Here is a 19,264-nt window from a genome sequence, read left to right on the forward strand (position 1 = left end):
CGGCGCTGACGACTTCTTTGAAGCGCGCCGGCCGGGTGAGGATCGCGGCCGGGCAGCCACCCCATGAGTCACGAATCCTGCCGGGAACCGGTCATCAGGGCGATCGTGCTGTGGGGTGCGTCGCCATCGATCATGATCGCGTACATGTCGTCGTCGCCTGCTTCTACGGCGGCGGCGCGGGCGAACATGCCGCGTTCGTGCTCGGAGAGCGCAGCCTCCACGTTGTCCGGGTGCGCGGCGAGGGCCCGGCCCAGCTCGGCGCCGTCCTGCATGGCCAGGTTGGCGCCCTCACCGTTCGGCGGCCTGAGGTGGGCGGCGTCTCCGAGCAAGGTCACCCCCGGCACCCGGTCCCAGCGGTGCCCGGTCGGCAAGGTGAAGATACGGCGCAGTACCGGCGGAGTGTCGCTGTCGGTCATCAGAGCGGTGAGTTCGGGGGCCCAGCCGTCGAACTCCTTCGCGACCTGCGCGGTCAGGGTCGCGGCATCGGCAGCGTCGAGGTCGGCGAGCCAGTCCTGGGGCTTCCTCAGCTGCGCGTAGGCGTGCAGCGTCCCGCCGCCTTCCCGATGTGCCAGCAGGCCCCTGCCCGGCGCGAGCGCGAACAGTGATCCGGCACCGACCGCGTCCGCGGCGGCGGGATGGCGGGTGTCGCCGTCGAACAGAAACGTCTCCACGCTGCAGACGCCGAAATACTCGGGAGCGGCGGCCGACAGCACCGGGCGTACCCGCGACCACGCGCCGTCAGCGCCGATGAGCAGGCTCGCGACAGTGCTGGTGTCGTCGGCGAAGCCGACCTCATGACGGCCCTCGCCCAGGCCCCGCACGCGAGTGACCTTGTGCCCCCACCGGACGGTGCCGGGCGCAAGCGCGTCCAGCAGCAGCCGCCGCAGCGCGCCGCGCGGCACCTCGGGGCGCCGGCCGGTGCCGTCGTCGGGGATGTCGAGCAGCACGGTCCCGGTCTGGTCCATGACACGGTAGGACTCGCGGCCGGGCAGGATGAGCCTGCGGAACTCCTCGATCAGGCCGGCCGCCTCCAGCGCCGGCCGGCCGTTCCAGGGGTGGATGTCGAGCAGGCCGCCCTGGCGGCGCGCGTCCGGTGAGGGATCGGCCTCATGGACCGTGGCCGTGATGCCGTGCACCTGCAGCACCCGGGCCAGCACAAGGCCGCCCAGACCGGCTCCGATGATCGTGACCGGTGTCGTCATGGTTTCCTCCCAAGCCCGCTGGATCCGCACTGGATCATGCGTTGGATCGCTCGTTGGATTAACGATCCATTTCAGGCTAGCGCACCTTTGGAGCGGCAATCCATCGGTGTCATACTGGTGCTTGTGGCGAAGAGATCTACGCAGGGGACCGCGGGGAGGACTCCGCGAAGCCCGCGGCGCGCGGAGGCGCTGTCCAGGGAGGCGATCGTCCAGGCCGCGACCGACCTTCTGGACGAGGGCGGCGAGACCGCTCTGACGATGCGCGCGCTCACCGGTCGCCTGCACACCGGCTACGGAGCGATCTACCATCACGTCGCGGACAGGAACGACCTGCTCGCGGCGGCCACCGACGACGTCATCGCCCGTGTCCTGGCCGGCGTGGTCGTCGATGCGGACCCGCCGGAGGCCCTGCGTCGGCTCGCGCTCGGCCTGTTCGACGCGATCGACGCGCACCCCTGGGTCGGCGCTGAACTCTCCCGGCAGCCGTGGCGGCCCGTGCTGCTGGAGTTCTACGAGAACATCGGCCGGCTGCTGAACGCACTCGGCGTCCCCGCCAGAGCGCGCTTCGACGCGGCCGGGACGCTCGTGAACTACATCCTCGGCGTCGCCGCGCAGAACGCCGCCAACACCCGATATCTCGCCGGCGGCGACACCGATCGAGACGCCTTCCTCACCGCCGCCGCCACGCAATGGGCCCGACTGGACCCCGGCCGGTACCCGTTCGTGCACGAGGCGGCGACGCGACTGCGCGAACACGACGACCGCGAACAGTTCCTCGCCGGTGTCGACATCTTCCTGGCCGGTATCGCGACCCTGCGCTGACCGGCCCTCCGCCGCGTCCGGATCTTCCGGTGGGGACGGCGACGGAACGCGGACCGTTGATCATCGCTGGGTGTGTCGTGGGCGCGGGCCGGTCATGGCATCACGACGAGTCGCCTGCCTTTGAGGTCGGTTCGCTGCCAGGCGGTCTCGATGTCGCTCAGCGGGACCTTCTCCACGTCGAAGGTGAGCTCGCCGGACCGCGTCCACGTCACGATCTGCTGGTACGCCTCGTCCATGGTCTGCGGGTCGAGCCCCTTGGCCGCGCCGTAGATCTCCACACCGGAGGTGCGCAGGCTCGACGCGGCGAGGGCGAGCTCAGCGCCCGCCGACTCGCCGATCTGGACCACCCGGGTCGGCTTGCCGAAGGCGAACGACCGCGGCACCAGCGCGCGCAGCAGGATCTCGCTCGGCCTGCCCCACAGGTAGTCCACGACGACGTCGTAGCCGTCGCCCCTGGCATCGAGGTACGCCTGCGCAAGCACCTCGTCGGAGACCGCGGTGTTGATCACCGTGTCGGCTCCGATGACCCGTACCTCGCGCAACTGGTCGTCGTCTCGGCCGGTGGCGACGATCCGGCCGGCGCCCAGCAGCCGGGCCACCTTGACCGCGAGCCGCCCGGCGACCCCGGTGGCGCCCTGCACCAGCACCGTCTCCCCGGGAACGAACCCCGCGGCCGCTTTCATCGACATCGCGGTGATGGCCGAGGCCATCACGGTCGCCACGGCCGGGTCGATGCCGTCGGGGATCGGCACGTAGGAGCCCTGAGGCACCACGGCCTTCTCGGCGAGCGCGCCGTAGGGCGGGCGAATGTCGCCGAACCCGACGAGCGTTCCGTCCGGGAGGGCGCCGATGCCGTCGAAGGCAGGGATCACCGGAAACCGGCCGATGTACTGCTCGCCGGCGTAGTGCGTACCGGCCGCGATCGCCCTGTCGACGTTCTCGACGGCGACCGCCTTGACATCGATGATCATCTCGCCGTCGCCGGGCACCGGATCGGGGAAGTCCTCATAGCGTGGGATGCCGCCGGCCTCGTGAAGCACTGCCGCCTTCATCCCAGATCCTGACCGAACAAGCGGGCGATCCGCGTCTGCCACGCCGCCAGGACCCGAGGCGGACGGGCCGGAGAGTGGTTGAACCCGTGGTGGTGCGAACGGTGATGCGTGAGCGAGTGCCGCCGCCCATGGCCGTGGCGGGCCTGGCCCTGGTGGCCGGCCGGCCGCTCGATGTGCGCGGGAATCCCCGGAATGCGATGGGTCGTCCAGTGCAGCAGGTCGCGGAGTGAGTGCCGGTGTCTCATCGTTGCCTCCCATGGGCGCTCTCTATCACTGATAGAGGACTCTATCACTGATAGGGTCTGGAAGGGAGGTGCCGGAATTGGCTCTGGACAAGCAGCGGATCGTCACCGAGGCCGTCGCGCTACTGGACGCCGAGGGTCTCGACGGCGTGACCACGCGCAAACTGGCCGCCCGGCTCGGCGTACGGTCGCCGACCCTTTACTGGCACATCCCGAACAAGGCAGCGCTGGTCACCGCGATCGCCGAGGCGATCCTTGAGCAGCAGTTCCCCGAGCTGGCGTCACCCGCGCCGGAAGAGCGCTGGCAGGACTGGCTGATCGGCCTGGCCGGGCGCCTGCGGCACGCGTTGCTGGCCCACCCGGACGGAGCCCGGATCATCGCGGCCTCCCAGCTGTCCCTCAAGATGGCCGCCATCTCCGAACTGGCGATGAGCACACTGGTGGGGCGGGACATTCCCTTGCGGCAGGCTCGCCTGATCGTGTTGACGGTGTTGCGCTTCACCGTCGGCTTCGTTCTGGAGGAACAGGTCGGCCGCCCCGACGCGGACGCCCTGGACGGCTTCGACATGGACGCGTACGCCGCGGCGTACCCCACGGTGACGGCCGGCGTGGCCGAGTACTTCCAACCCGGCCGCACCGTCGACGATCTGTTCCGCGATTGTCTGGAACAGATCATCCATGGTCCTGCCGCGACCTCGAGCGGGCCGCGGCCTGGCACTGGCTGAGCTTGCCGGTCATCACTCAGGGCAAGACGGGTCGGCGTGCGGGCGTGGTGTCCTCACCGGCCGGAGCGATCCGGTAGCCGCGTCGCGCCAGCGCCGCCATCCGCGGACCATCACGCTCGCCCAACGTCTCGACGCAGTGCTCTTGGACTTCGGCCAGCACCTTGGCCACGTCCATGTCCACGCTCATGCGGGGCATCCAACCACTACCGATTCGCCCGCAATATGGCTGAACCCAACGAGACCCTCACCGCCCTCGGCGGCCACGAGGTACGGCGCGGCGAACGGCGGCGGTCTCAGGCCGATCGCAGGCAGAAGGGGTGTCCGGCCGGGCTGGCGTAGACCCGGCTGCCGGTGCGGGTTTCCGGGGTGACGTCGTCGGTGGGCCGCAGTCGGGTGGCGCCGGCTTCGGTGGCCGTACGGTCGGCGGTCGCGAGGTCGTCGACGCCGAAGTCGAGGTGCATCTGCTGGGAGGTGCCGTCCGGCCAGTTTCGGGGCGACATGTCTGGGGGCCGACTGGACGACGATCACCGGGAGGCCGGGCGCCTGGATGAAGTGGTGGGTCGGTGTGCGGGTGATCGAGCCGTCGAGCAGCCGGTGCCAGAAGGCGCTCTCCGCCTCGACATCGGCGGCGTCGATGATCACAGAGGCCAGGGTGATGGGCATGGGGGTCCTGTTCTTGTTGCCGGTCGGTGCTCAGACGGTCGGGATGATGCCGCCGTCGACGCGGAACTGCGCTCCGGTGAGCCACTTCGCGCGGCCGGAGGCGAGAAAGACGATCATCTCGGCGACGTCCTCGGGGTCTCCGGGGCGGCCCATGGAGACCTGCAGGTGATCCACGATCTGCCGCGTGATCTCGGCGGTGGTGACGCCCTGCTGGTCGGCCATGTGCTGGAGGTGGGCGGTGGTGCCGTCGGTGACGACGAAGCCGGGCAGGACGCACACCACGCGCACCCCGTGCTCGCCGACCTCGGTGGCCAGTTCGCCGTGTTGGCGCCCTCCCTCGGCCTGCTCCGGGAGGCTGTCAGCACGATCGCGCCCGCTGCGGCGAATCGGCGGACGGTCGCCTCGCCCAGGCCGCGGCTGCCGCCGGTGACCAGCACGCGAAGGCCGTCCAGTCCTTCGCCTGCGATCGTCATGGGCATCTCCTCCCTAAGATGAACCGGACTCCGGAAACGATACACAAGCGGAACCGGACTCACCTTATGGAGGCTCTGTTGTCGTCATCACGCCCGCTGCGCGCGGACGCGCGACGCAACCGCGAGGCGCTCCTGGCCGCGGCGCGGGAGGCGTTCCTCGGCGGCGACGCCGACGCACACGTCGAGGAAATCGCCCGCAGCGCCGGCGTGGCCGTCGGGACGCTCTACCGCCACTTCGAGACGCGCGAAGTGCTCATCGAGGAGGTCTATCGCAAGGAGGTCGACGACCTGTGCGCCGCACCTTCCAAGCTCCTGGACCGGCACCCCCCGGACGAGGCCCTACGGCGCTTCCTGCTCCTGCTCGTGGACCACGCGGCCGTGGGGAAGGGGATGTCGGTCGCCCTGGAGAGCATCATGGCGACGGACTCACCGGTCTTCGAGACCGCCCGCACCCGGATGGCGAACGCCCTCACCCAACTGCTCGACGCGGGCACCGCGGCCGGCACGGTCCGCGACGGCGTCACCGGCCCCACCCTGTTGCGCGCCCTGGGCGGTATCTGCGGGATGCGCGCCACGGAAGGCTGGCTGGGCGAAGCCCACCAGATCACCGCCCTCCTCTTCGACGGCCTGCGCTACGGCGCCCCACGGACAACCTGAACCGCGGACGTTGTCGGTTGTGCCCAGCCGTGGCGCTTGAAGTGGACCTCGTACGTCACAAGGACGACCTGCCGGGGCTACCGGTGATTGCGCACTCGGCCTTCTCGCGGGCCAACGTGCGGCGAGGGCGGAGGGCCGCAGCCGTCGCGAAGGCTCCGAGGGCCGCGGCGATGGCGGCGGCGAAGGCCGTCCGGTATCCGAGGTGCGCGGCGATCTGGCCACCGAGCGGTCCGGCGGCGAGGATGCCGAGGTCCCAGAAGGACGTCATCGTGCCGACCGCCGCGCCGGGCCGCAGCGCCCCCGTACGGCCGAGGGTGATCGTGGTCGTGCAGGGGTAGACCAGGCCGAGCCCCGCTCCGGTGACGGCGACGCCGGCGAGCGCGGCGGGTTCGGACGCCGCGGCCGTGAGGAGGGTGAGGCCTGCCGCCTCGACCAGCAGGACGATCCGGGCGACGGCGGCGCCGCCGTACCGGTCCACCAGGGGGCTGCCCGCCGAGCGCGCGAGCAAGAACGGCACGGCGAACAGCGCCAGCCCCGCCTGCTGTCCGCCGATGTGCCGGTCGCCCAGGTAGAGGACGAGCAGAGCGGTCAGGGTGCCGTAGCCATAGGCGGCGAGGCCGAGGCACAGCCCCGGCAGCCCGGCGCCGCCGGGCAGGAGGTCGTGCCAGGAGGCCGGCCGCCGCTCCTGCCGCGAACGGGTGGTGGCGACGAGGGCGCTCGACACGAGTGGCAGGGCCACGACCATCCACCAGACGGCGTCCGCGCCGCCGAGCCGGTGAATGAGGACTGCGAGCACGGGTCCGGCGGACAGGCCGCCCCACATCGACAGCCCGAACCATCCCGTCAGCCGGCCCCTCCGGTCGTCGGTGGCCCCGGCGAGGACCCAGGGCAGGGCGCCGGAGAACAGGGCCGCCTCGCCCGCGCCCATGACCAGCCGGGCGGTGAGCAGCACTGCGAGGTTCGGCGCGAGCAGATGGCCTGCGGCGCCGGCGGCGGTCAGCGCGCCGCCCGCCATCACCACCGGGCGGGCCAGTCCGGCGTCCCCGGCGCGTCCGGCGAACGGGCGGACGAGCGCGGTGGCGGCGAAAGCGGTGCCGACGGCCAGCGCCGCCGCCGCGGTGCCCCGGCCCATGTCGTCGGTCACGTATCCGGGAAGTTCCTGCAGCGTCGCGCCGAGCGCGAGGTAGCCGCAGAGAACCGCCGCCCAGAGTCGCCGTATCGGCACCTGATCGTCCATACGGCAAGACAGTACAGTTCTGTACTGTGACAGTACAACCCGGTATCGTGGGGTCATGGCCGAGACGATGACGGCGGGCCAGGCCGCCACCCGCGCCCGGATCCTGGGAGCTGCCGCAGATCTGTTCTACGAGCGCGGCGTCCACGCCGTCGGCGTCAACGAGATCGCCGCGCGGGCGAGCGCGTCCAAACTCAGCTTGTACCGGTACTTCCCGTCCAAGGAACTGCTCGTACAGGCCATGCTCGCCGAGTACAGCGACCGCATCCACGCCTGGCTCGACCGCGAGACGGCGTCCGCGCCCCCCGGGCCCGAACGGGTGCTGTCGGTCTTCGACCTCCTCATCGACTGGTTCGCGCGGCCCGGCTACCACGGGTGCGCCGTCGTCAACACCGCCACCGACACCCGCGCGAACGGCGAGGTCGCCGCCATCGCGCGCCGCCACCTCGTCCGGTACCGCGCGCTGCTGGAGGACCGGCTGGACGGCCTGGGCCTCACCGACCCGGCGGCGGTGGCACGGCAACTGCTGCTGCTGATCGAGGGCGCCAGCGTCGTCACCGCAATCGACGGAACCCCGGCCGCGGGGCAGGACGCGCGTGACGCCGCCCGCCGCCTCCTCGCCCGGGCCTAACGTCGGAGATCCGGCCGAGCTCGGTGCCGGCCGGGCCACCTACCACACCGCCGCCCCGGCGCTGCCGGCCGCTCTCAAGGCGGCGACGATGGCCGACGCCACCGACGAGCAACCGAGCAGGTGGAGGTGCGCGTCGGACTATCTGTCCCGACCCAAGACCGCTTATGAGCATTCCCGGGAGATCCGTGACCGCTGGGGCCGAATGACGCTAGCGCTTCGATATCAGAAGCGCTAGCGGGCGTCTTCGGAACCGGCGGCGGAGAGGGTCGCGGCCCACTCTGCGGACCACCGGACGAGCGGGCGCAGCGCGCGGTGGACGCCGTGGCCCAGCTCGGTGAGGGCGTAGGTGGTGTCCGGATGCTGCTCGACGAGGGCGGCGTCGAGCAGCTCGGTCAGCCGTTGCCGCAGCACGCTGGAGGACATGTTGTCGCAGCGCTCCTGCAGCGCACGGAAGCCGACCGGTCCGTGTCGCAGTTCCCAGACGATCCGCAGGTTCCACCTACGGCCGAACAGGTCGAGGGCGGCCATCAGTGGCCGGCCGGTGCTCGACCCTCGAACCGCCCGTCCCGGCCTGGGTGCCGCCATCCGTCGTACCGTCCCCTCTTGCTGCTTCGATATCCGACACACTATCGTGTGCCCGTCGATTCGATTTCCGAAGCGCTGAGGAAGACTTCGCCTGGACGCGAACCCGGCAGCCGCGGGTGGCAGAGCCGAACCAGGCCGTATCAGCACGTCCTCACAGACGTCCGGTGCTCCGTCGCCGGGATCGAGCAATCTGAGCGTCGATTCAAAGTCGGACATGTCCGGCCGAACACAGGAGGTTTCATGGCTAAGGGCTACTGGGTCAGTGTCTACCGCGCCATTTCCGACCCTGAGAAGCTGACTGCCTACGACAAGCTGGCCGGTCCGGCCGTCCGAGCTGGGGGCGGGCGGCTCCTGTCCCGTGGCAGCCGAGTCGTCGCCCACGAAGCCGGAAACACGCAACGCGTCATTCTGATCGAGTTCGACAGCTTCGAACAGGCCGTCGCGGCATACGAGAGCGAGGCATACCAGAAGGCGCTGGTGGTCCTCTCCGACAGCGTCGAACGCGACTTCCGCATCATCGAAGGCATCGACTGACCGACGGGCTCGGCCATCGCTGCCGTTATCTTGGGTTGTGAAGCGTTTGCGCAGGTCAGCGGCTTGGATGAAGTTAAGGCAAGTTAGGCAAGTAGTGAAGGCGTGGTCGGTCGGCCGTCGCGGGCAGGCCCGGCTATCGGCGGACGCCGTTCGCGGTCGCCGGTTCGTTGAGCGTCAGTTGAGCGTCAGAGGTGGGTCGATGTCCTGGCCGGATATCACGGTGGTCGAGGCGTGCGTGCGGCGCGACGGCCGGGGCGGTAGCCCCACGGCCGTCACCGACGACGACCCGGCGGCGACGGACGCGGACCGGCGTGCGGTCGCTGCTGCGGCCGGCACCTCGCACGCGGCGTTCCTTGGCCCGGGGCGGACGCCGGACGGTGGCCGGCCGGTCCGGTTCTTCACCGCCACCGCCGAACTGTCCGGCTGCGGCCACGGCACCGTTGCCGCGCAGGCCGTCCGGTTGACCCGCACCGCGGTGGGCGAGCTGAACGACCGCCAACACACCGGCGGGCGCACGTTCGACACCGTCGCGATCCGCCGCCCCGCCGGCATCGAGGTGTGGTTCGACCAGGGCCTCGTCGCGCTGCGTCACCCGGCACCGGACGAGCGCGCCGCGATCGTCGCCGCGCTCGGGCTCACCGCGGACGACCCGCATCCGACCGACGCGCCACGGATCGCCGCGCCCGGCGCACCACGCATGCTGGTACCGGTCCACGACCGGTCGGCGCTGCTCCGAGTCCACCCGCACCTCGGCAGGCTGACAGCGGCGTGCCGGCGGTACGGGCTCCTCGGCTGTTTCGTGTACGCGCCGCCGGTGGGCGACCGACCGGGTGCGGCGCGGATGTTCGCGCCGGCGATCGGTGTCGACGAGGACGTCGCCAACGCCAACAGCACCGGCTGCCTGGCCGCCCACCTGCTCGACACGACAGGGGCACAGACGGTCGCGATCGAGGTGGAGCAGGGTGACACCCTCGGTCGACCGGCCAGCGTGCTCGCTTCGGCCCGACGCGGACCGGCGGGCATCACGACCCGGGTCGGCGGGTCAGCGGTGGTCCGCGACGGACACCGAGGCGACAACTAGACCGTCCTCCTCTGCGATCCGCGCATGTGGCTGGGGCTGTCCGCTGCGGTCAAGCGTTGGCACCCGGTGGCGGGCGTCAGCGGGACGCGGTGCCGAGGGCGCGGCTGAGTGTCCATCGGGAGACGCGCAGCTTGGCGGCGACGGCGGTTCGGGCTTGTCCGGCGCCGCTCTCGTTTGCGGCCTGTGACACGGGCGTTAACGGCACCGGAACGCCGCGGCGGTCTCGGCCGGGGTCCGCTCGGCCGGCAGCCCGTACAGCCGGGCGTTCTCAGCCCGACGCACCTCGCTGACCAATCGGGTCAGCGTCTTGATCCCGGCCGAGCTACCGCCAAAACCCCTCGACCGGCCATCACTCCGAGGACGGCAGCCCCTGCCGCCGGGTGGATCGGCTCGTGAACCGGCACCACGGCGCTTCACCAACAGCAGGCCTCTGAGTTCGACGCAGTACGGCAGGGCGAACCCGCCGTACTGCGCGCTCGGCGACTAGCTCAGATGCCGGGTGAAGAACTGGGCCGCGGGGTCCCCCTCGAACTGCGGGACGCCGGTGTGCCCGCCCAGATTGGCGTGCAGCGTCTTCTCCTTGGTGCCGAAGGCGTCGAACAGGTCCAGGGCCGCCTGCCGGTCGTTCCCTTCGTCGTCCCACTGCAGCAGGACATGCAGCGGAATGGTGACCTGCCGGGCCTCCTCGAACGTGGCGCGGGGCACGAAACTCCCGGCGAACAGAACGGCGGCCGAGATGCGCGGCTCGACCACCGCCAGCCGGACGCCGATGGCGATCACTCCGCCCGAGTACCCGACCGGGCCGCCGATCTCGGGCAGCGAAAGGAGGGCGTCCAGAGCGGCCTGCCATTCCGGCACCGCCTTTTCGACCAGGGGGAGGATGAGCCGGTCGACGATCTCCTCGTCGACCGGCTCACCGGCCTCTACCGCCCGGCGCACGTCGGCGCGGGCCTGCTCGGCGACGGCAGAGCGAGGCCGGTCACCGCTCCCGGGGAGTTCGATGGTGGCCGAGGCGAAGCCGTGCTCCGCCGAGTGCCGGGCCCGGGCCACCAGCCGGGGGCGTATCTTGTGCAGTCCGCCGGGATGGCCGAGCAAGATCAGCGGCGCCGGTGCGGATGCGGATGCGGGTGTCCACAGGATGCCGGGGATCTCGCCGAGGGTGAATTCGCGTTCGAGAACGCCGCCGTCGAGGCGTTGCTCGGAGGTGAATCGCATGGTCGTGCCTTTCGGGAGTGCTCTGAACGGCGCTCCCGGACGACCTAACGCCCGACCGTGACCCCAGAGGGGAGCACCCATGTCGATACTGCGTTCACGGGTACCACCTCCTCGTTCTCCGGCACGGCCTCCGGAAAGGTAGCAGTGGTCACCATGGTCCGCCAACGGCTTTTGCGGAGGCTCCGTGGCCGGACGCCACGGAGCCACTCTGCCTGAAAGGCCGCACTGGGCGCCCCGCGGAGCCGTCAGCGCACGCGGCGTAGTGCCTCGCCTATGACCGCCACGGCTTCGCCGATGGCGGTCGGAGTGCTCGCGGCGTAGCCCAGCACGAGCCCGGGGCGGCCGGGGCACTGCCGGTGCCACGAGAGCGGCTGTACCTTCACCCCGCGTGCGAGCGACGCGGCGGCGAGGTCGATGTCGCAGAAGTCGGCGTTGAAGGTGATCGTCAGGTGCAGGCCCGCCGCGGCGCCGTGCACCGTCGCGTCCGGTAGTTGGGCTCCGATCGCATCGATCATGGCGTCTCGGCGACGGCGGTGGCGTCTGCGCAGCTGTCGCAGATGGCGTTCCATCTCTCCCGATTCCATCAGGCGGGCCAGTACCAGTTGCGGCAGCGCTGCGTTCCCGAGGTCGGCGAATCGCTTGGCGGCCACGACGGCGTCGCGGTACCGCGGCGGCGGGAGAAACCATCCGATCCTCAGCGCCGGAGCTAGTAGCTTGGACACGCTCCCGGCGTAGCAGACGCGCTCGCCGAGTGTCGACCGTAGCGCCGGAACCGGAGGCCGGTCGTAACGGTGCTCGGCGTCGTAGTCATCCTCGATGATCAGGCCGCCCTCATCGACCCACCGCATCAGCTCGCGGCGCCGGTCGCCGCCGAGCACCACGCCGGTCGGGAACTGATGTGCGGGGGTGAGCATGACAGCCGGTGCGCCTGTCGCGCGCAGCGCGTCGACATCGATCCCGTCGGCGTCGACCGGCACCGGCGGGGTGGCCAGCCCCCGGTTGTGCAGATGCTGGCGGGCACCCAGTGATCCGGGATCCTCTACCGCCACCTCGCGGATCCCGGTCTCGACGAGCACCTCCGCGAACAGTCCCAGCGTCTGAGCGGTGCCGGCGGTGATGATCACATCTGCCGGGTCGACGAGGATCCCGCGGTTGCGGGCCAGCCAGTTCCCCACGGCGGCGCGCAACGCCAGGGATCCTCGCGGATCCCCGTATCCGAGGGCGGAAGATGCCAGGCCGGCGAGCAGTGAGCGTTCGGCGCGCAGCCATGCGGCCCGCGGGAAGGCGGCCAGGTCGGGCACGCCAGGTGACAGGTCGATCCTTGCCGCGGCCGCCCGCAGCGAGTCGAAGGCCTCGACGCCGGGCGGCGCCGTGAACACCGCGTCCGTCGCCGTCGCACCCGCTGGAACGGGCCGCGGCCGCGCCGGGGGCGTTCGTCCCGGAGCGCCGACAACGATCGTTCCGCTCCGGCCGCGCCCCGCGACGTAGCCTTCCTCGTTCAGACGCTGGTACGCCTCGGTGACGACGCCGCGAGACACGCTCAGGTCCCGTGCGAGCACCCTGCTCGCAGGCAACCTGCTTCCCACGGTCAGGCGGCCGTCGTAGATCGCCGACCGGAATCGGTCGGCGAGCCATTCGGACAGCCCACCGGCGGGTGCGTCCTCGACGTTCAGCTGGAGGAAATCCGAGCCCGCTGTTATGGACCCCTCGAAGAGGTCTTCATTGGACCTGTCCATCGGGCCATTGTGGCGGCAGAGTTCCGGTCACGAGAACGGCCATCACCGCAACAGTCAGGAGAGCCGCCTTGAGCATCGCGTTCCTGGCCACCACGCTCGTCGTGGTCGCCACGCCCGGCACCGGGGCGATCTACACGCTGTCGGCGGGCTTGTCGCACGGCCGCCGTGCGAGCGTCGTCGCCGCGATCGGATGCACGCTGGGCACGGTTCCCCACATGGTGGCGGCGATCACCGGCATGGCGGCGCTGCTGCACACCAGCGCAACGGCGTTCCAGCTCGTCAGATACCTGGGGGTGGCCTACCTGCTGTACATGGCGTGGGCCACGCTGAAGGACACGGATCCGATCGTCGCCGAGAAGGAAACCGCGCCGCGCCCGGCCGGACGCGTGATCGCCTCCGGCGTCCTGATCAACCTGCTCAACCCGAAGCTGACGATCTTCTTCTTCGCCTTCCTGCCGCAGTTCGTCGACACCGGCGAACCGGGCCACGTGCTACGGATGCTGGAACTCAGCGCCGTCTTCATGCTGGTCACACTGGCGATCTTTGCCGCTTATGGCGTCTTCGCCGCCTCGGTGCGGGACCACGTGACCGCGCGGCCGCGGCTGATGGCCTGGCTGCGCAGGGGCTTCGCCGGGTCCTTCGTCGCCCTCGGCGCCAAGCTCGCGCTGGCCGCCCGATGACCGCGCGCGCCACGACGGACCCGAACATGTACTTCCAGCATTCGGACGAGATCTGGTCCGACCACCCCGAGCTCGTCGGCGGCGTGCTCGTCGCCACGGGGATCACCGCCGACGCGGTCGTCGAACCCCGGATCGAGGCGTTCACCACGCTCGCCAAGGCGCGGCTCGCAGCGGGCACGGAGGCCGACCTGCCCGAGATCCAGGCCTGGCGGCGCACCTTCTCAAAGATGGGGCTCAAGCCCACGCGGTACCGATGCGCTTCGGAGTCACTGCTGCGACGCTTCCGCAAAGAAGGCGCCCTGCCACGGATTCATCCGTTGGTCGACCTCTGCAACGCCATCTCGCTCGCCTTCGCGATCCCGGTGGCCGCGCTGGACGTCGACAGGATCTCCGGGCATCTCGAAGTCCGGCACGCGGCCGGCGACGAGAACTACCTGACACTGTCGGGCGAGCCGGAGAACCCGGAACCGGGAGAGGTCACCTTCGTCGACGCCGCCGGGCACGCGCACGCCCGGCGATGGACGAACCGGCAGAGCGGGCACTCTGCCGTCCGCGACACGACCGGCACAGTCCTGATCATCGCCGAGGGAGTGCATGCCTCGGCGGCCACCGACGTCCCACGTCTCATCGCCACGCTGTCGGAGGCGCTGAGCAGCGTCTGGCCGACCACGGTACGGACCGCGGCGTTGAGCCGTCCCGCGCCGCGCTTCGGCTTCGCCGTCCAGCCGAGCGGAGCCAGAGACGAAACGCACCGCTGAACTCCTCGTGCATCTCGAAGACGAGTTGCACGCCCGCATCCTCACCCGCATCTGCGCTGACGGCGTCCCATGGCGCGCGGCTCCCGCGCTACAGGTCGACCTTGTCGAGGGCGTGGTTGTTCCATGCGGTTCCGCCGCGCCAGTAGTGCATGACCATGAGCAGGCCCTTCCACCGGCCGTGGTCGGCGATGGCGCTGGGGGCGGCGCCGCCTTCGGCCGCGGCGGTGGCGAATCCGGCGCGCAGGCCGTGCCAGGAGTAGTCCTCAGGGTCGGCCAGTTCGGGGTCGGCGGTACGGGCCCGGCGTACGGCGGTGCGCAGCAGGTCGTTCAGGGCGGTGTTGGTCAACGGTGCCGGGCGGCCGTCGGGAGGCGTCCGGCCGGCGTAGTGGGGGGTCCCGGCCAGACGGCCGCGGGCGTCGACGCCGCGTAGCAGCGGTCCGCTGCTGATGCCGTGCGCGGCGAGGGTGTCGATCCACGCCTGGGTGAGCCGGACCGGGCAGGTCTCCAGGCGGCGGCCGTACTTGATGCGCACGGTGGCGCCGGCCGCGTCCTGATCGGTCTTGGAGGAGCGGACGGTGATGGTCAGGCCGCGGTCGGAGAACGCCAGGTCGGCGATGTTCAGGGCGGCGACCTCGGCGGAGCGGGCGGCCATCGCGAACCCCAGCACGAGAGCGAGCTGGTCGCGCTGGCCTTTGACCGGGTGGACCGTGCCCTGGGCGACCGCGGTGAGGATCGCGTGCACCAGTGAGCGAAGCTGCGCCACGGCGATCGGTGCCGACCGGCGCCGGCCACGCCGCCGGGGTGCGATGTCACCGTCGGAGGCGTTGGCGTCGCGGCGGTAGGCGCGTAGCGCGAGCCGGGCGAGCCGTACGTCGCAGACCTGCCCGGCGTGCTTGTGGGCGGCCTGCAGGCAGCCGAGCACGTGGTTGATGGTGGAGGCGCTGGGCGGCCCGCCGTACTGGGTGGTGGTGCGGGTCAGGTGGTGCACGTACTCGGCGAGGGTCGCGGCGGTCGCGGGCAGTGGCGTACGCCCGCGCAGGTGACACCAGCGCTCGAACGGTGCCCAGTGCCGTTCGTAGGCGGCCCGGGTGTTGGCCGCCAGGCCTCGTGCCACCAGCGCCGCCGCGTCCTCCGACAGCTGGTGGTCCGGGTCGGCGGGCACCAGTGCCGGCGCCGCGGAGCGGATCGGCGCCCGCTCACCGGCCGGCGCAGGCAGGACGGCCGGCACGGCCGAGGTCGCATCCTGCGGGTTCACGCCGTCACATCCAGGGCCCTGGGGGAGCGGGGGAGGTGTTCGCTGCCCGTCGGCGTGCCAAGGCATCGGCAGGGTTCACCCGGGACCGGTCCGCATCGACCGTCGCGGTCGCTCATACCCACCTTCGCTCCCGCCCTCGCCACATCGAACCGCCCCTCGCCCGGCCTCCCACGCGCGCTCGCAGCCGTGTGATGCCATCCGCATCGTAGCGTCGCAGAGGAGGCAGGCTTGGCTTAATTCCTCATTAAGCCAAGCTTCATGGACGAAGCAGTATCGCTTTCGCGGGTCGTGATACCAATAACGCGACACGCGAAAGCAAGTGTGAGACACTCTCGATCATGGACGAGGACGTGGTGACCGGCGCGGAACAGGACGAGGCCGCCGACGCGTGGCGGTGCGCGCTGAACGAATGGGAGACCTGCGACAACCCGGCACCGGCGCCGGCGGTGGACGCGCTGGGGCGGCGTAAGGGCGGTCAGCCGCCCAAGTTCTGCAGCAAGGCCCATGCCGACCGGGCCTCCCAGCTGCGCCGTCGTGCCGCCGTCACCCGTACGGACGGGGCGCTGCGCCGCTTCGAGGAGACCTACGAGCGCATCGCGCCCGGGATCGCCGAACTGCTGCGGCTGGCCGACGAGATCCGTGGCGACCTCACCGGCCGGGTCGAGGCGGCCGAACGCGAGCAGGCCGAGGCTCACACCGAGGCCGTCGCCGCGCAGGCCGCCGCCGCCGAGGCCGGACGCCGCGAGAACCAGGCCCGCGCGGCCGCGCGGGAGGCCGTCCAGGCACGGCAGGCCGCCGAGCTCGCCGCCCGCCGCGCGGCCGAGGACGCCGAACGCCGCGTGGCCGCGATCGCCGAACGCGCCACCGAGTCGATCGCCGAGCACGAGGCCGCCCGCGGCGCCGCCGAAACCGAACGCGACCACGCCCTGGCCGGGCAGAAGGAGGCCCGCGAGGAACGTGACGCCGCCCGGCGCGACCGCGACGAACTCGCCGTCAGGCTCCGCGACGCGGACCAGAGGATCGAGGCGCTACGCGCCGAACTCGACGAGCGCGATCGGCGGCTGCAGGCGGCCACCGCCGACCTGACGGCCGCCCACCGGCAGCACGCTCACGACACCGCCGCCATCGAGAATCTCTCCAGCCGCCTCGCGGGTGCCGAGCGGGAGATCGAGAGGACCGGACGCGACGTCCAAGCCGCGCAGCAGGCCGCCGAGCGCCTGACCGCCGAACGCGACCAGGCCCGCACCGACCTGGCCGCCGCCCAAGGCGGTCACCGGACTCAACTTCGGTTCCTCCAAGAGGAGCTCACCGCCGCCCGGGCCGATGCCGCCGCGCAGCGTGAACGCGCCGCCGTGGCCGAACAACGCGCCCGCACCGCCGAGACCGCCGCCCGCCAGGCCCGTGAGTTGCCGCCGCTGGAGGACATCGGCGGCCGGCCCGGCGTTCGCGTCGAAGACGGCACGGTCGTGACCGACGGTGAACACATCCTGCTCCGCGGCGTCGAGGATCGTCACACCCGAGAGCAGGCGCGCGCACTCGGCCGCGCACTGCTGGCCATCAGCGCCCGGCACTCCGGCACTCCTGCGCCCGGGGGAGAAGCGGTATGACGGTGACGAACCTGCCATGAGGCCACGAACACCGGCAGGAACGCCGGATCCGATGCCGGGTCAGCGGCGCCGCTTCGTACGCGGTGAAGGTCGCCGGCGCGTTTTCGCCCCCGCGTCCGGGCCATCGCACCGCGGCCCCTGCGCCGTCGCGCTCCGCGACTGAGACGCGTGCGCGAACCGTACGGTGATGGACAGGCCGCCTTCGGGGCGTGCGCCGGCGGTGAGGGTGGCGTGGTGAGCTCGGGTGACGGCGTCGACGATGGCGAGGCCGAGACCGTGGCCATCGTGGCGGCCGTTACGGTCGGGCGCCAGTCTCTGGAAGGGCTGGAAGAGCCGCTGGACCTGGTCGTCGGGGATGACCGGCCCGCTGTTGCCGACCGTCAAGGTCACCTGCGTGCCGGAGGTCCGGGTGGTGACCTCTACGTGCCCGCCCGGGTGGTTGTGGCGGACGGCGTTGTCGATGAGGTTGGCGATGAGGCTTTCGACCAGCCGCGGATCCCCGGCCGTCACCGCGGGCGTCAGGTGTTCGACGAGGTCGATGCCTGTCTCTGCTGCCCGGTCGCGGCGGGAGGCGAGCACCTCTGCGGTGAGCCGGGCGAGGTCGAGGGTGTGCCGGCGAGAGATCCCGCGTTCGCTGGTGGCGAGGGCGAGCAGTGCCTTGACGAGCCGTTCCTGGTGCCCGCCGAGAGCGAGGGCCTCCTGGCAGGCCGCGCGCAGAGTGGCGGCGTCGGCGTCGGGGTCGGCGAGGGCGACTTCGAGGAGGGTGCGCAGCCCGGCGAGGGGAGTGCGCAGCTCGTGGGAGGCGTTGGCGACGAAGTGGCGCTGGGCGTCGAAGGAGGCTTGGAGGCGGGCGAACAGGTCATCGAGGGTGTGGCCGAGCTCGGTGAGCTCGTCCGCGGGCTCGCCGAGGCCGAGGCGCCGGTGGAGGTCGCCGGCGGAGATGACCTTGGCGGTGGCGGTGATGGCGCGCAGCGGGTGCAGGAACCGGCCGGCCACGAACCAGCCGAGAGCCAGGGCGACGGGGATCAAGGCGATCAGGGCGACGGCGGATCCCATGAGGAGCTGCGGCAGGCCGACCCCGTCCTCCGTTCCGGTGATCGTGCCCGATGAGGGATGGCCTTTGGGCGTGGTCGACTGGACGCCGGCGAGCGGGACGTCGACGAATACGAGCACGAAGACCCCGGCGGCGTAGATGCCCGCCGCGTACGCCAGCGCGAGCCGCGTCTGCAGGGACCTTCGGGTGGGCGAGGGGGTCATGACGACCCGATGCGGTAGCCGCCTTCGCGGACCGTCTCGATCACGGGCGGGTCGCCGAGCTTGGCCCGCAACCGGTGCATGGTGTGCTTGACGGCGCTGCTGAACGGGTCGGCGGCCTCGTCCCAGACACGTTCGAGCAGTTCCTCGGCGGAGATGACCAGACCGGGCGCGGCGAGCAGGCACTCGAGCAGGGCGAACTCCTTGGGGCTCAGCCGAAGGCGCCGGCCGGCCCGGAACGCGATGCGGCGGGCCGGATCGAGGGTGATGTCCTCCCAGGCCAGGGTGGGCGGTAGCGGCGGGGTGGCGCGGCGGGCCAGAGCACGGACGCGGGCGACCAGTTCGGCGAACGCGAACGGCTTGGGCAGGTAGTCGTCGGCGCCGAGGCTGAGCCCGTCGACGCGGTCCTCGATCGTGTCGGAGGCGGTGAGCATCAGGACGCGGGTCTCGCAGCGGCCGTGGGCGAGCCGCCGGCAGATCTCGTCCCCGTGGACGCCGGGCAGGTCGCGGTCGAGGATGACCACCTCGTAGCGGGTGACGGACAGGCGGTCGAGCGCGGCGGTTCCGTCGAGGACGACGTCGACGGCCATGCCCTCGCGGCGCAGCCCGGTACCGATCGAGCGGGCGAGGATCTCGAAGTCCTCGACGACGAGGATCCTCACCGCCACTCACCGCCCGTCGTCGTACGGGCCGGGCGGCCGAACCGGCCGTCGGGTCGAGGTGCCATGCCCCGACGATGCCAGATCCCCGGTCGCAACCAGGTCGCAGCCGCTGCGACCGGGCTGGAACCGGGCACCGCGTACAACCGTCGGCATGAATCCGTTTCGAACCCTGAACCCGCCGCGGTGAGCGCCCCGG

Annotated in this window: 22 protein-coding genes; 9 read left to right on the forward strand and 13 right to left on the reverse strand. The window is 71.4% G+C overall.

What is annotated here, in order from left to right:
• Positions 1–68 precede the first annotated feature (68 nt).
• A complete protein-coding gene (locus tag ABEA10_RS44145) occupies positions 69–1,202 on the reverse strand; it encodes an FAD-dependent oxidoreductase (RefSeq protein ID WP_345474581.1) in 1,134 nt (377 codons plus the stop codon).
• A gap of 123 nt (positions 1,203–1,325) precedes the next feature.
• Between ABEA10_RS44145 and ABEA10_RS44150 the strand changes: the two genes are divergently transcribed.
• Entirely contained in the window at positions 1,326–2,024 is a 699-nt protein-coding gene (locus ABEA10_RS44150) for a TetR/AcrR family transcriptional regulator (RefSeq protein ID WP_345474583.1), read from the forward strand.
• A gap of 92 nt (positions 2,025–2,116) precedes the next feature.
• On the opposite strand, the gene ABEA10_RS44155 is transcribed toward ABEA10_RS44150, so the two are convergent.
• Entirely contained in the window at positions 2,117–3,076 is a 960-nt protein-coding gene (locus ABEA10_RS44155) for a quinone oxidoreductase family protein (protein WP_345474585.1), read from the reverse strand.
• Positions 3,073–3,321 carry a hypothetical protein gene (locus tag ABEA10_RS44160; RefSeq protein WP_345474587.1) on the reverse strand — a complete coding sequence of 83 codons (249 nt, stop codon included), beginning with the start codon at positions 3,319–3,321 and terminating at the stop codon, positions 3,073–3,075. The genes ABEA10_RS44155 and ABEA10_RS44160 overlap by 4 nt, the downstream gene beginning before the upstream one ends.
• Positions 3,322–3,389: 68 nt before the next feature.
• Between ABEA10_RS44160 and ABEA10_RS44165 the strand changes: the two genes are divergently transcribed.
• Positions 3,390–4,043, forward strand: a complete 654-nt coding sequence (locus ABEA10_RS44165) for a TetR/AcrR family transcriptional regulator C-terminal domain-containing protein (RefSeq protein WP_345474589.1) — start codon at positions 3,390–3,392, stop codon at positions 4,041–4,043.
• A 16-nt stretch (positions 4,044–4,059) separates the two neighbouring features.
• Here ABEA10_RS44165 and ABEA10_RS44170 read toward each other — a convergent pair whose 3' ends face one another.
• The 3 genes from ABEA10_RS44170 to ABEA10_RS44180 all read right to left on the reverse strand — a co-directional run bounded on the left by ABEA10_RS44170 (position 4,060) and on the right by ABEA10_RS44180 (position 5,093).
• On the reverse strand, positions 4,060–4,230 hold the full coding sequence (locus ABEA10_RS44170) for a hypothetical protein (protein WP_345474590.1): 171 nt from the start codon (positions 4,228–4,230) through the stop codon (positions 4,060–4,062).
• Between the two features lie 106 nt (positions 4,231–4,336).
• Entirely contained in the window at positions 4,337–4,543 is a 207-nt protein-coding gene (locus ABEA10_RS44175) for a VOC family protein (protein WP_345474592.1), read from the reverse strand.
• Positions 4,544–4,736: 193 nt separating this feature from the next.
• A complete protein-coding gene (locus tag ABEA10_RS44180; RefSeq protein ID WP_345474735.1) occupies positions 4,737–5,093 on the reverse strand; it encodes an SDR family oxidoreductase in 357 nt (118 codons plus the stop codon).
• 164 nt (positions 5,094–5,257) lie between these two features.
• Between ABEA10_RS44180 and ABEA10_RS44185 the strand changes: the two genes are divergently transcribed.
• A complete protein-coding gene (locus ABEA10_RS44185) occupies positions 5,258–5,836 on the forward strand; it encodes a TetR/AcrR family transcriptional regulator (protein ID WP_345474594.1) in 579 nt (192 codons plus the stop codon).
• Between the two features lie 55 nt (positions 5,837–5,891).
• Here the strand turns inward: ABEA10_RS44185 and ABEA10_RS44190 are convergent, their stop codons facing one another.
• Entirely contained in the window at positions 5,892–7,073 is a 1,182-nt protein-coding gene (locus ABEA10_RS44190) for an MFS transporter (RefSeq protein ID WP_345474596.1), read from the reverse strand.
• Positions 7,074–7,128: 55 nt separating this feature from the next.
• Here ABEA10_RS44190 and ABEA10_RS44195 point away from each other — a divergent pair, with 55 nt between their 5' ends.
• Entirely contained in the window at positions 7,129–7,701 is a 573-nt protein-coding gene (locus ABEA10_RS44195) for a TetR/AcrR family transcriptional regulator (RefSeq protein WP_345474598.1), read from the forward strand.
• Positions 7,702–7,932: 231 nt separating this feature from the next.
• On the opposite strand, the gene ABEA10_RS44200 is transcribed toward ABEA10_RS44195, so the two are convergent.
• Positions 7,933–8,286: a winged helix-turn-helix transcriptional regulator gene (locus ABEA10_RS44200; RefSeq protein ID WP_285568720.1), complete on the reverse strand. Its 354-nt coding sequence runs from the start codon at positions 8,284–8,286 to the stop codon at positions 7,933–7,935.
• A gap of 240 nt (positions 8,287–8,526) precedes the next feature.
• Between ABEA10_RS44200 and ABEA10_RS44205 the strand changes: the two genes are divergently transcribed.
• Together ABEA10_RS44205 and ABEA10_RS44210 are read left to right on the forward strand one after the other, a co-directional pair.
• A complete protein-coding gene (locus tag ABEA10_RS44205) occupies positions 8,527–8,820 on the forward strand; it encodes a DUF1330 domain-containing protein (RefSeq protein ID WP_345474602.1) in 294 nt (97 codons plus the stop codon).
• Between the two features lie 199 nt (positions 8,821–9,019).
• Positions 9,020–9,901 carry a PhzF family phenazine biosynthesis protein gene (locus ABEA10_RS44210; protein ID WP_345474604.1) on the forward strand — a complete coding sequence of 294 codons (882 nt, stop codon included), beginning with the start codon at positions 9,020–9,022 and terminating at the stop codon, positions 9,899–9,901.
• Positions 9,902–10,384: 483 nt separating this feature from the next.
• Here ABEA10_RS44210 and ABEA10_RS44215 read toward each other — a convergent pair whose 3' ends face one another.
• Positions 10,385–11,116 (reverse strand): dienelactone hydrolase family protein, encoded by a 732-nt coding sequence (locus ABEA10_RS44215; protein ID WP_345474606.1) that lies wholly within the window; start codon positions 11,114–11,116, stop codon positions 10,385–10,387.
• A 245-nt stretch (positions 11,117–11,361) separates the two neighbouring features.
• Positions 11,362–12,852, reverse strand: a complete 1,491-nt coding sequence (gene pdxR / locus ABEA10_RS44220; protein WP_345474608.1) for a MocR-like pyridoxine biosynthesis transcription factor PdxR — start codon at positions 12,850–12,852, stop codon at positions 11,362–11,364.
• A gap of 68 nt (positions 12,853–12,920) precedes the next feature.
• Here pdxR and ABEA10_RS44225 point away from each other — a divergent pair, with 68 nt between their 5' ends.
• Positions 12,921–13,532: a LysE family translocator gene (locus tag ABEA10_RS44225; RefSeq protein ID WP_345474610.1), complete on the forward strand. Its 612-nt coding sequence runs from the start codon at positions 12,921–12,923 to the stop codon at positions 13,530–13,532.
• Positions 13,533–13,558: 26 nt separating this feature from the next.
• Complete coding sequence (locus ABEA10_RS44230) at positions 13,559–14,290, forward strand: B3/B4 domain-containing protein (RefSeq protein WP_345474612.1); 732 nt, start codon at positions 13,559–13,561, stop codon at positions 14,288–14,290.
• 88 nt (positions 14,291–14,378) lie between these two features.
• On the opposite strand, the gene ABEA10_RS44235 is transcribed toward ABEA10_RS44230, so the two are convergent.
• A complete protein-coding gene (locus ABEA10_RS44235; RefSeq protein WP_345474614.1) occupies positions 14,379–15,545 on the reverse strand; it encodes a site-specific integrase in 1,167 nt (388 codons plus the stop codon).
• A 338-nt stretch (positions 15,546–15,883) separates the two neighbouring features.
• On the opposite strand from ABEA10_RS44235, the gene ABEA10_RS44240 reads away from it, so the two are divergent.
• Complete coding sequence (locus ABEA10_RS44240) at positions 15,884–17,152, forward strand: coiled-coil domain-containing protein (protein ID WP_345474616.1); 1,269 nt, start codon at positions 15,884–15,886, stop codon at positions 17,150–17,152.
• A 60-nt stretch (positions 17,153–17,212) separates the two neighbouring features.
• Here ABEA10_RS44240 and ABEA10_RS44245 read toward each other — a convergent pair whose 3' ends face one another.
• Both ABEA10_RS44245 and ABEA10_RS44250 read right to left on the reverse strand, forming a co-directional pair.
• The gene (locus tag ABEA10_RS44245; RefSeq protein WP_345474618.1) at positions 17,213–18,409 is read right to left on the reverse strand and encodes a sensor histidine kinase; all 1,197 of its coding nucleotides are present in this window, start codon (positions 18,407–18,409) and stop codon (positions 17,213–17,215) included.
• On the reverse strand, positions 18,406–19,068 hold the full coding sequence (locus tag ABEA10_RS44250; protein WP_345474620.1) for a response regulator transcription factor: 663 nt from the start codon (positions 19,066–19,068) through the stop codon (positions 18,406–18,408). Before ABEA10_RS44250 ends, ABEA10_RS44245 begins: the two co-directional genes overlap by 4 nt.
• Positions 19,069–19,264 lie beyond the last annotated feature (196 nt).

This window comes from Actinoallomurus oryzae (assembly GCF_039541955.1).
Classification (GTDB): domain Bacteria; phylum Actinomycetota; class Actinomycetes; order Streptosporangiales; family Streptosporangiaceae; genus Actinoallomurus; species Actinoallomurus oryzae.

Excerpts from the sequence above, each read along its gene's own strand:
- ABEA10_RS44245 (WP_345474618.1), bottom strand. The coding sequence starts at position 18,409 with ATGACCCCCTCGCCCACCCGAAGGTCCCTGCAGACGCGGCTCGCGCTG.
- ABEA10_RS44210 (WP_345474604.1), top strand. The coding sequence starts at position 9,020 with ATGTCCTGGCCGGATATCACGGTGGTCGAGGCGTGCGTGCGGCGCGAC.
- ABEA10_RS44195 (WP_345474598.1), top strand. The coding sequence starts at position 7,129 with ATGGCCGAGACGATGACGGCGGGCCAGGCCGCCACCCGCGCCCGGATC.
- ABEA10_RS44175 (WP_345474592.1), bottom strand. The coding sequence starts at position 4,543 with ATGTCGCCCCGAAACTGGCCGGACGGCACCTCCCAGCAGATGCACCTC.
- ABEA10_RS44145 (WP_345474581.1), bottom strand. The coding sequence starts at position 1,202 with ATGACGACACCGGTCACGATCATCGGAGCCGGTCTGGGCGGCCTTGTG.
- pdxR (WP_345474608.1), bottom strand. The coding sequence starts at position 12,852 with ATGGACAGGTCCAATGAAGACCTCTTCGAGGGGTCCATAACAGCGGGC.
- ABEA10_RS44205 (WP_345474602.1), top strand. The coding sequence starts at position 8,527 with ATGGCTAAGGGCTACTGGGTCAGTGTCTACCGCGCCATTTCCGACCCT.
- ABEA10_RS44160 (WP_345474587.1), bottom strand. The coding sequence starts at position 3,321 with ATGAGACACCGGCACTCACTCCGCGACCTGCTGCACTGGACGACCCAT.
- ABEA10_RS44155 (WP_345474585.1), bottom strand. The coding sequence starts at position 3,076 with ATGAAGGCGGCAGTGCTTCACGAGGCCGGCGGCATCCCACGCTATGAG.
- ABEA10_RS44215 (WP_345474606.1), bottom strand. The coding sequence starts at position 11,116 with ATGCGATTCACCTCCGAGCAACGCCTCGACGGCGGCGTTCTCGAACGC.
- ABEA10_RS44230 (WP_345474612.1), top strand. The coding sequence starts at position 13,559 with ATGTACTTCCAGCATTCGGACGAGATCTGGTCCGACCACCCCGAGCTC.
- ABEA10_RS44240 (WP_345474616.1), top strand. The coding sequence starts at position 15,884 with ATGGACGAGGACGTGGTGACCGGCGCGGAACAGGACGAGGCCGCCGAC.
- ABEA10_RS44190 (WP_345474596.1), bottom strand. The coding sequence starts at position 7,073 with ATGGACGATCAGGTGCCGATACGGCGACTCTGGGCGGCGGTTCTCTGC.
- ABEA10_RS44170 (WP_345474590.1), bottom strand. The coding sequence starts at position 4,230 with ATGAGCGTGGACATGGACGTGGCCAAGGTGCTGGCCGAAGTCCAAGAG.
- ABEA10_RS44200 (WP_285568720.1), bottom strand. The coding sequence starts at position 8,286 with ATGGCGGCACCCAGGCCGGGACGGGCGGTTCGAGGGTCGAGCACCGGC.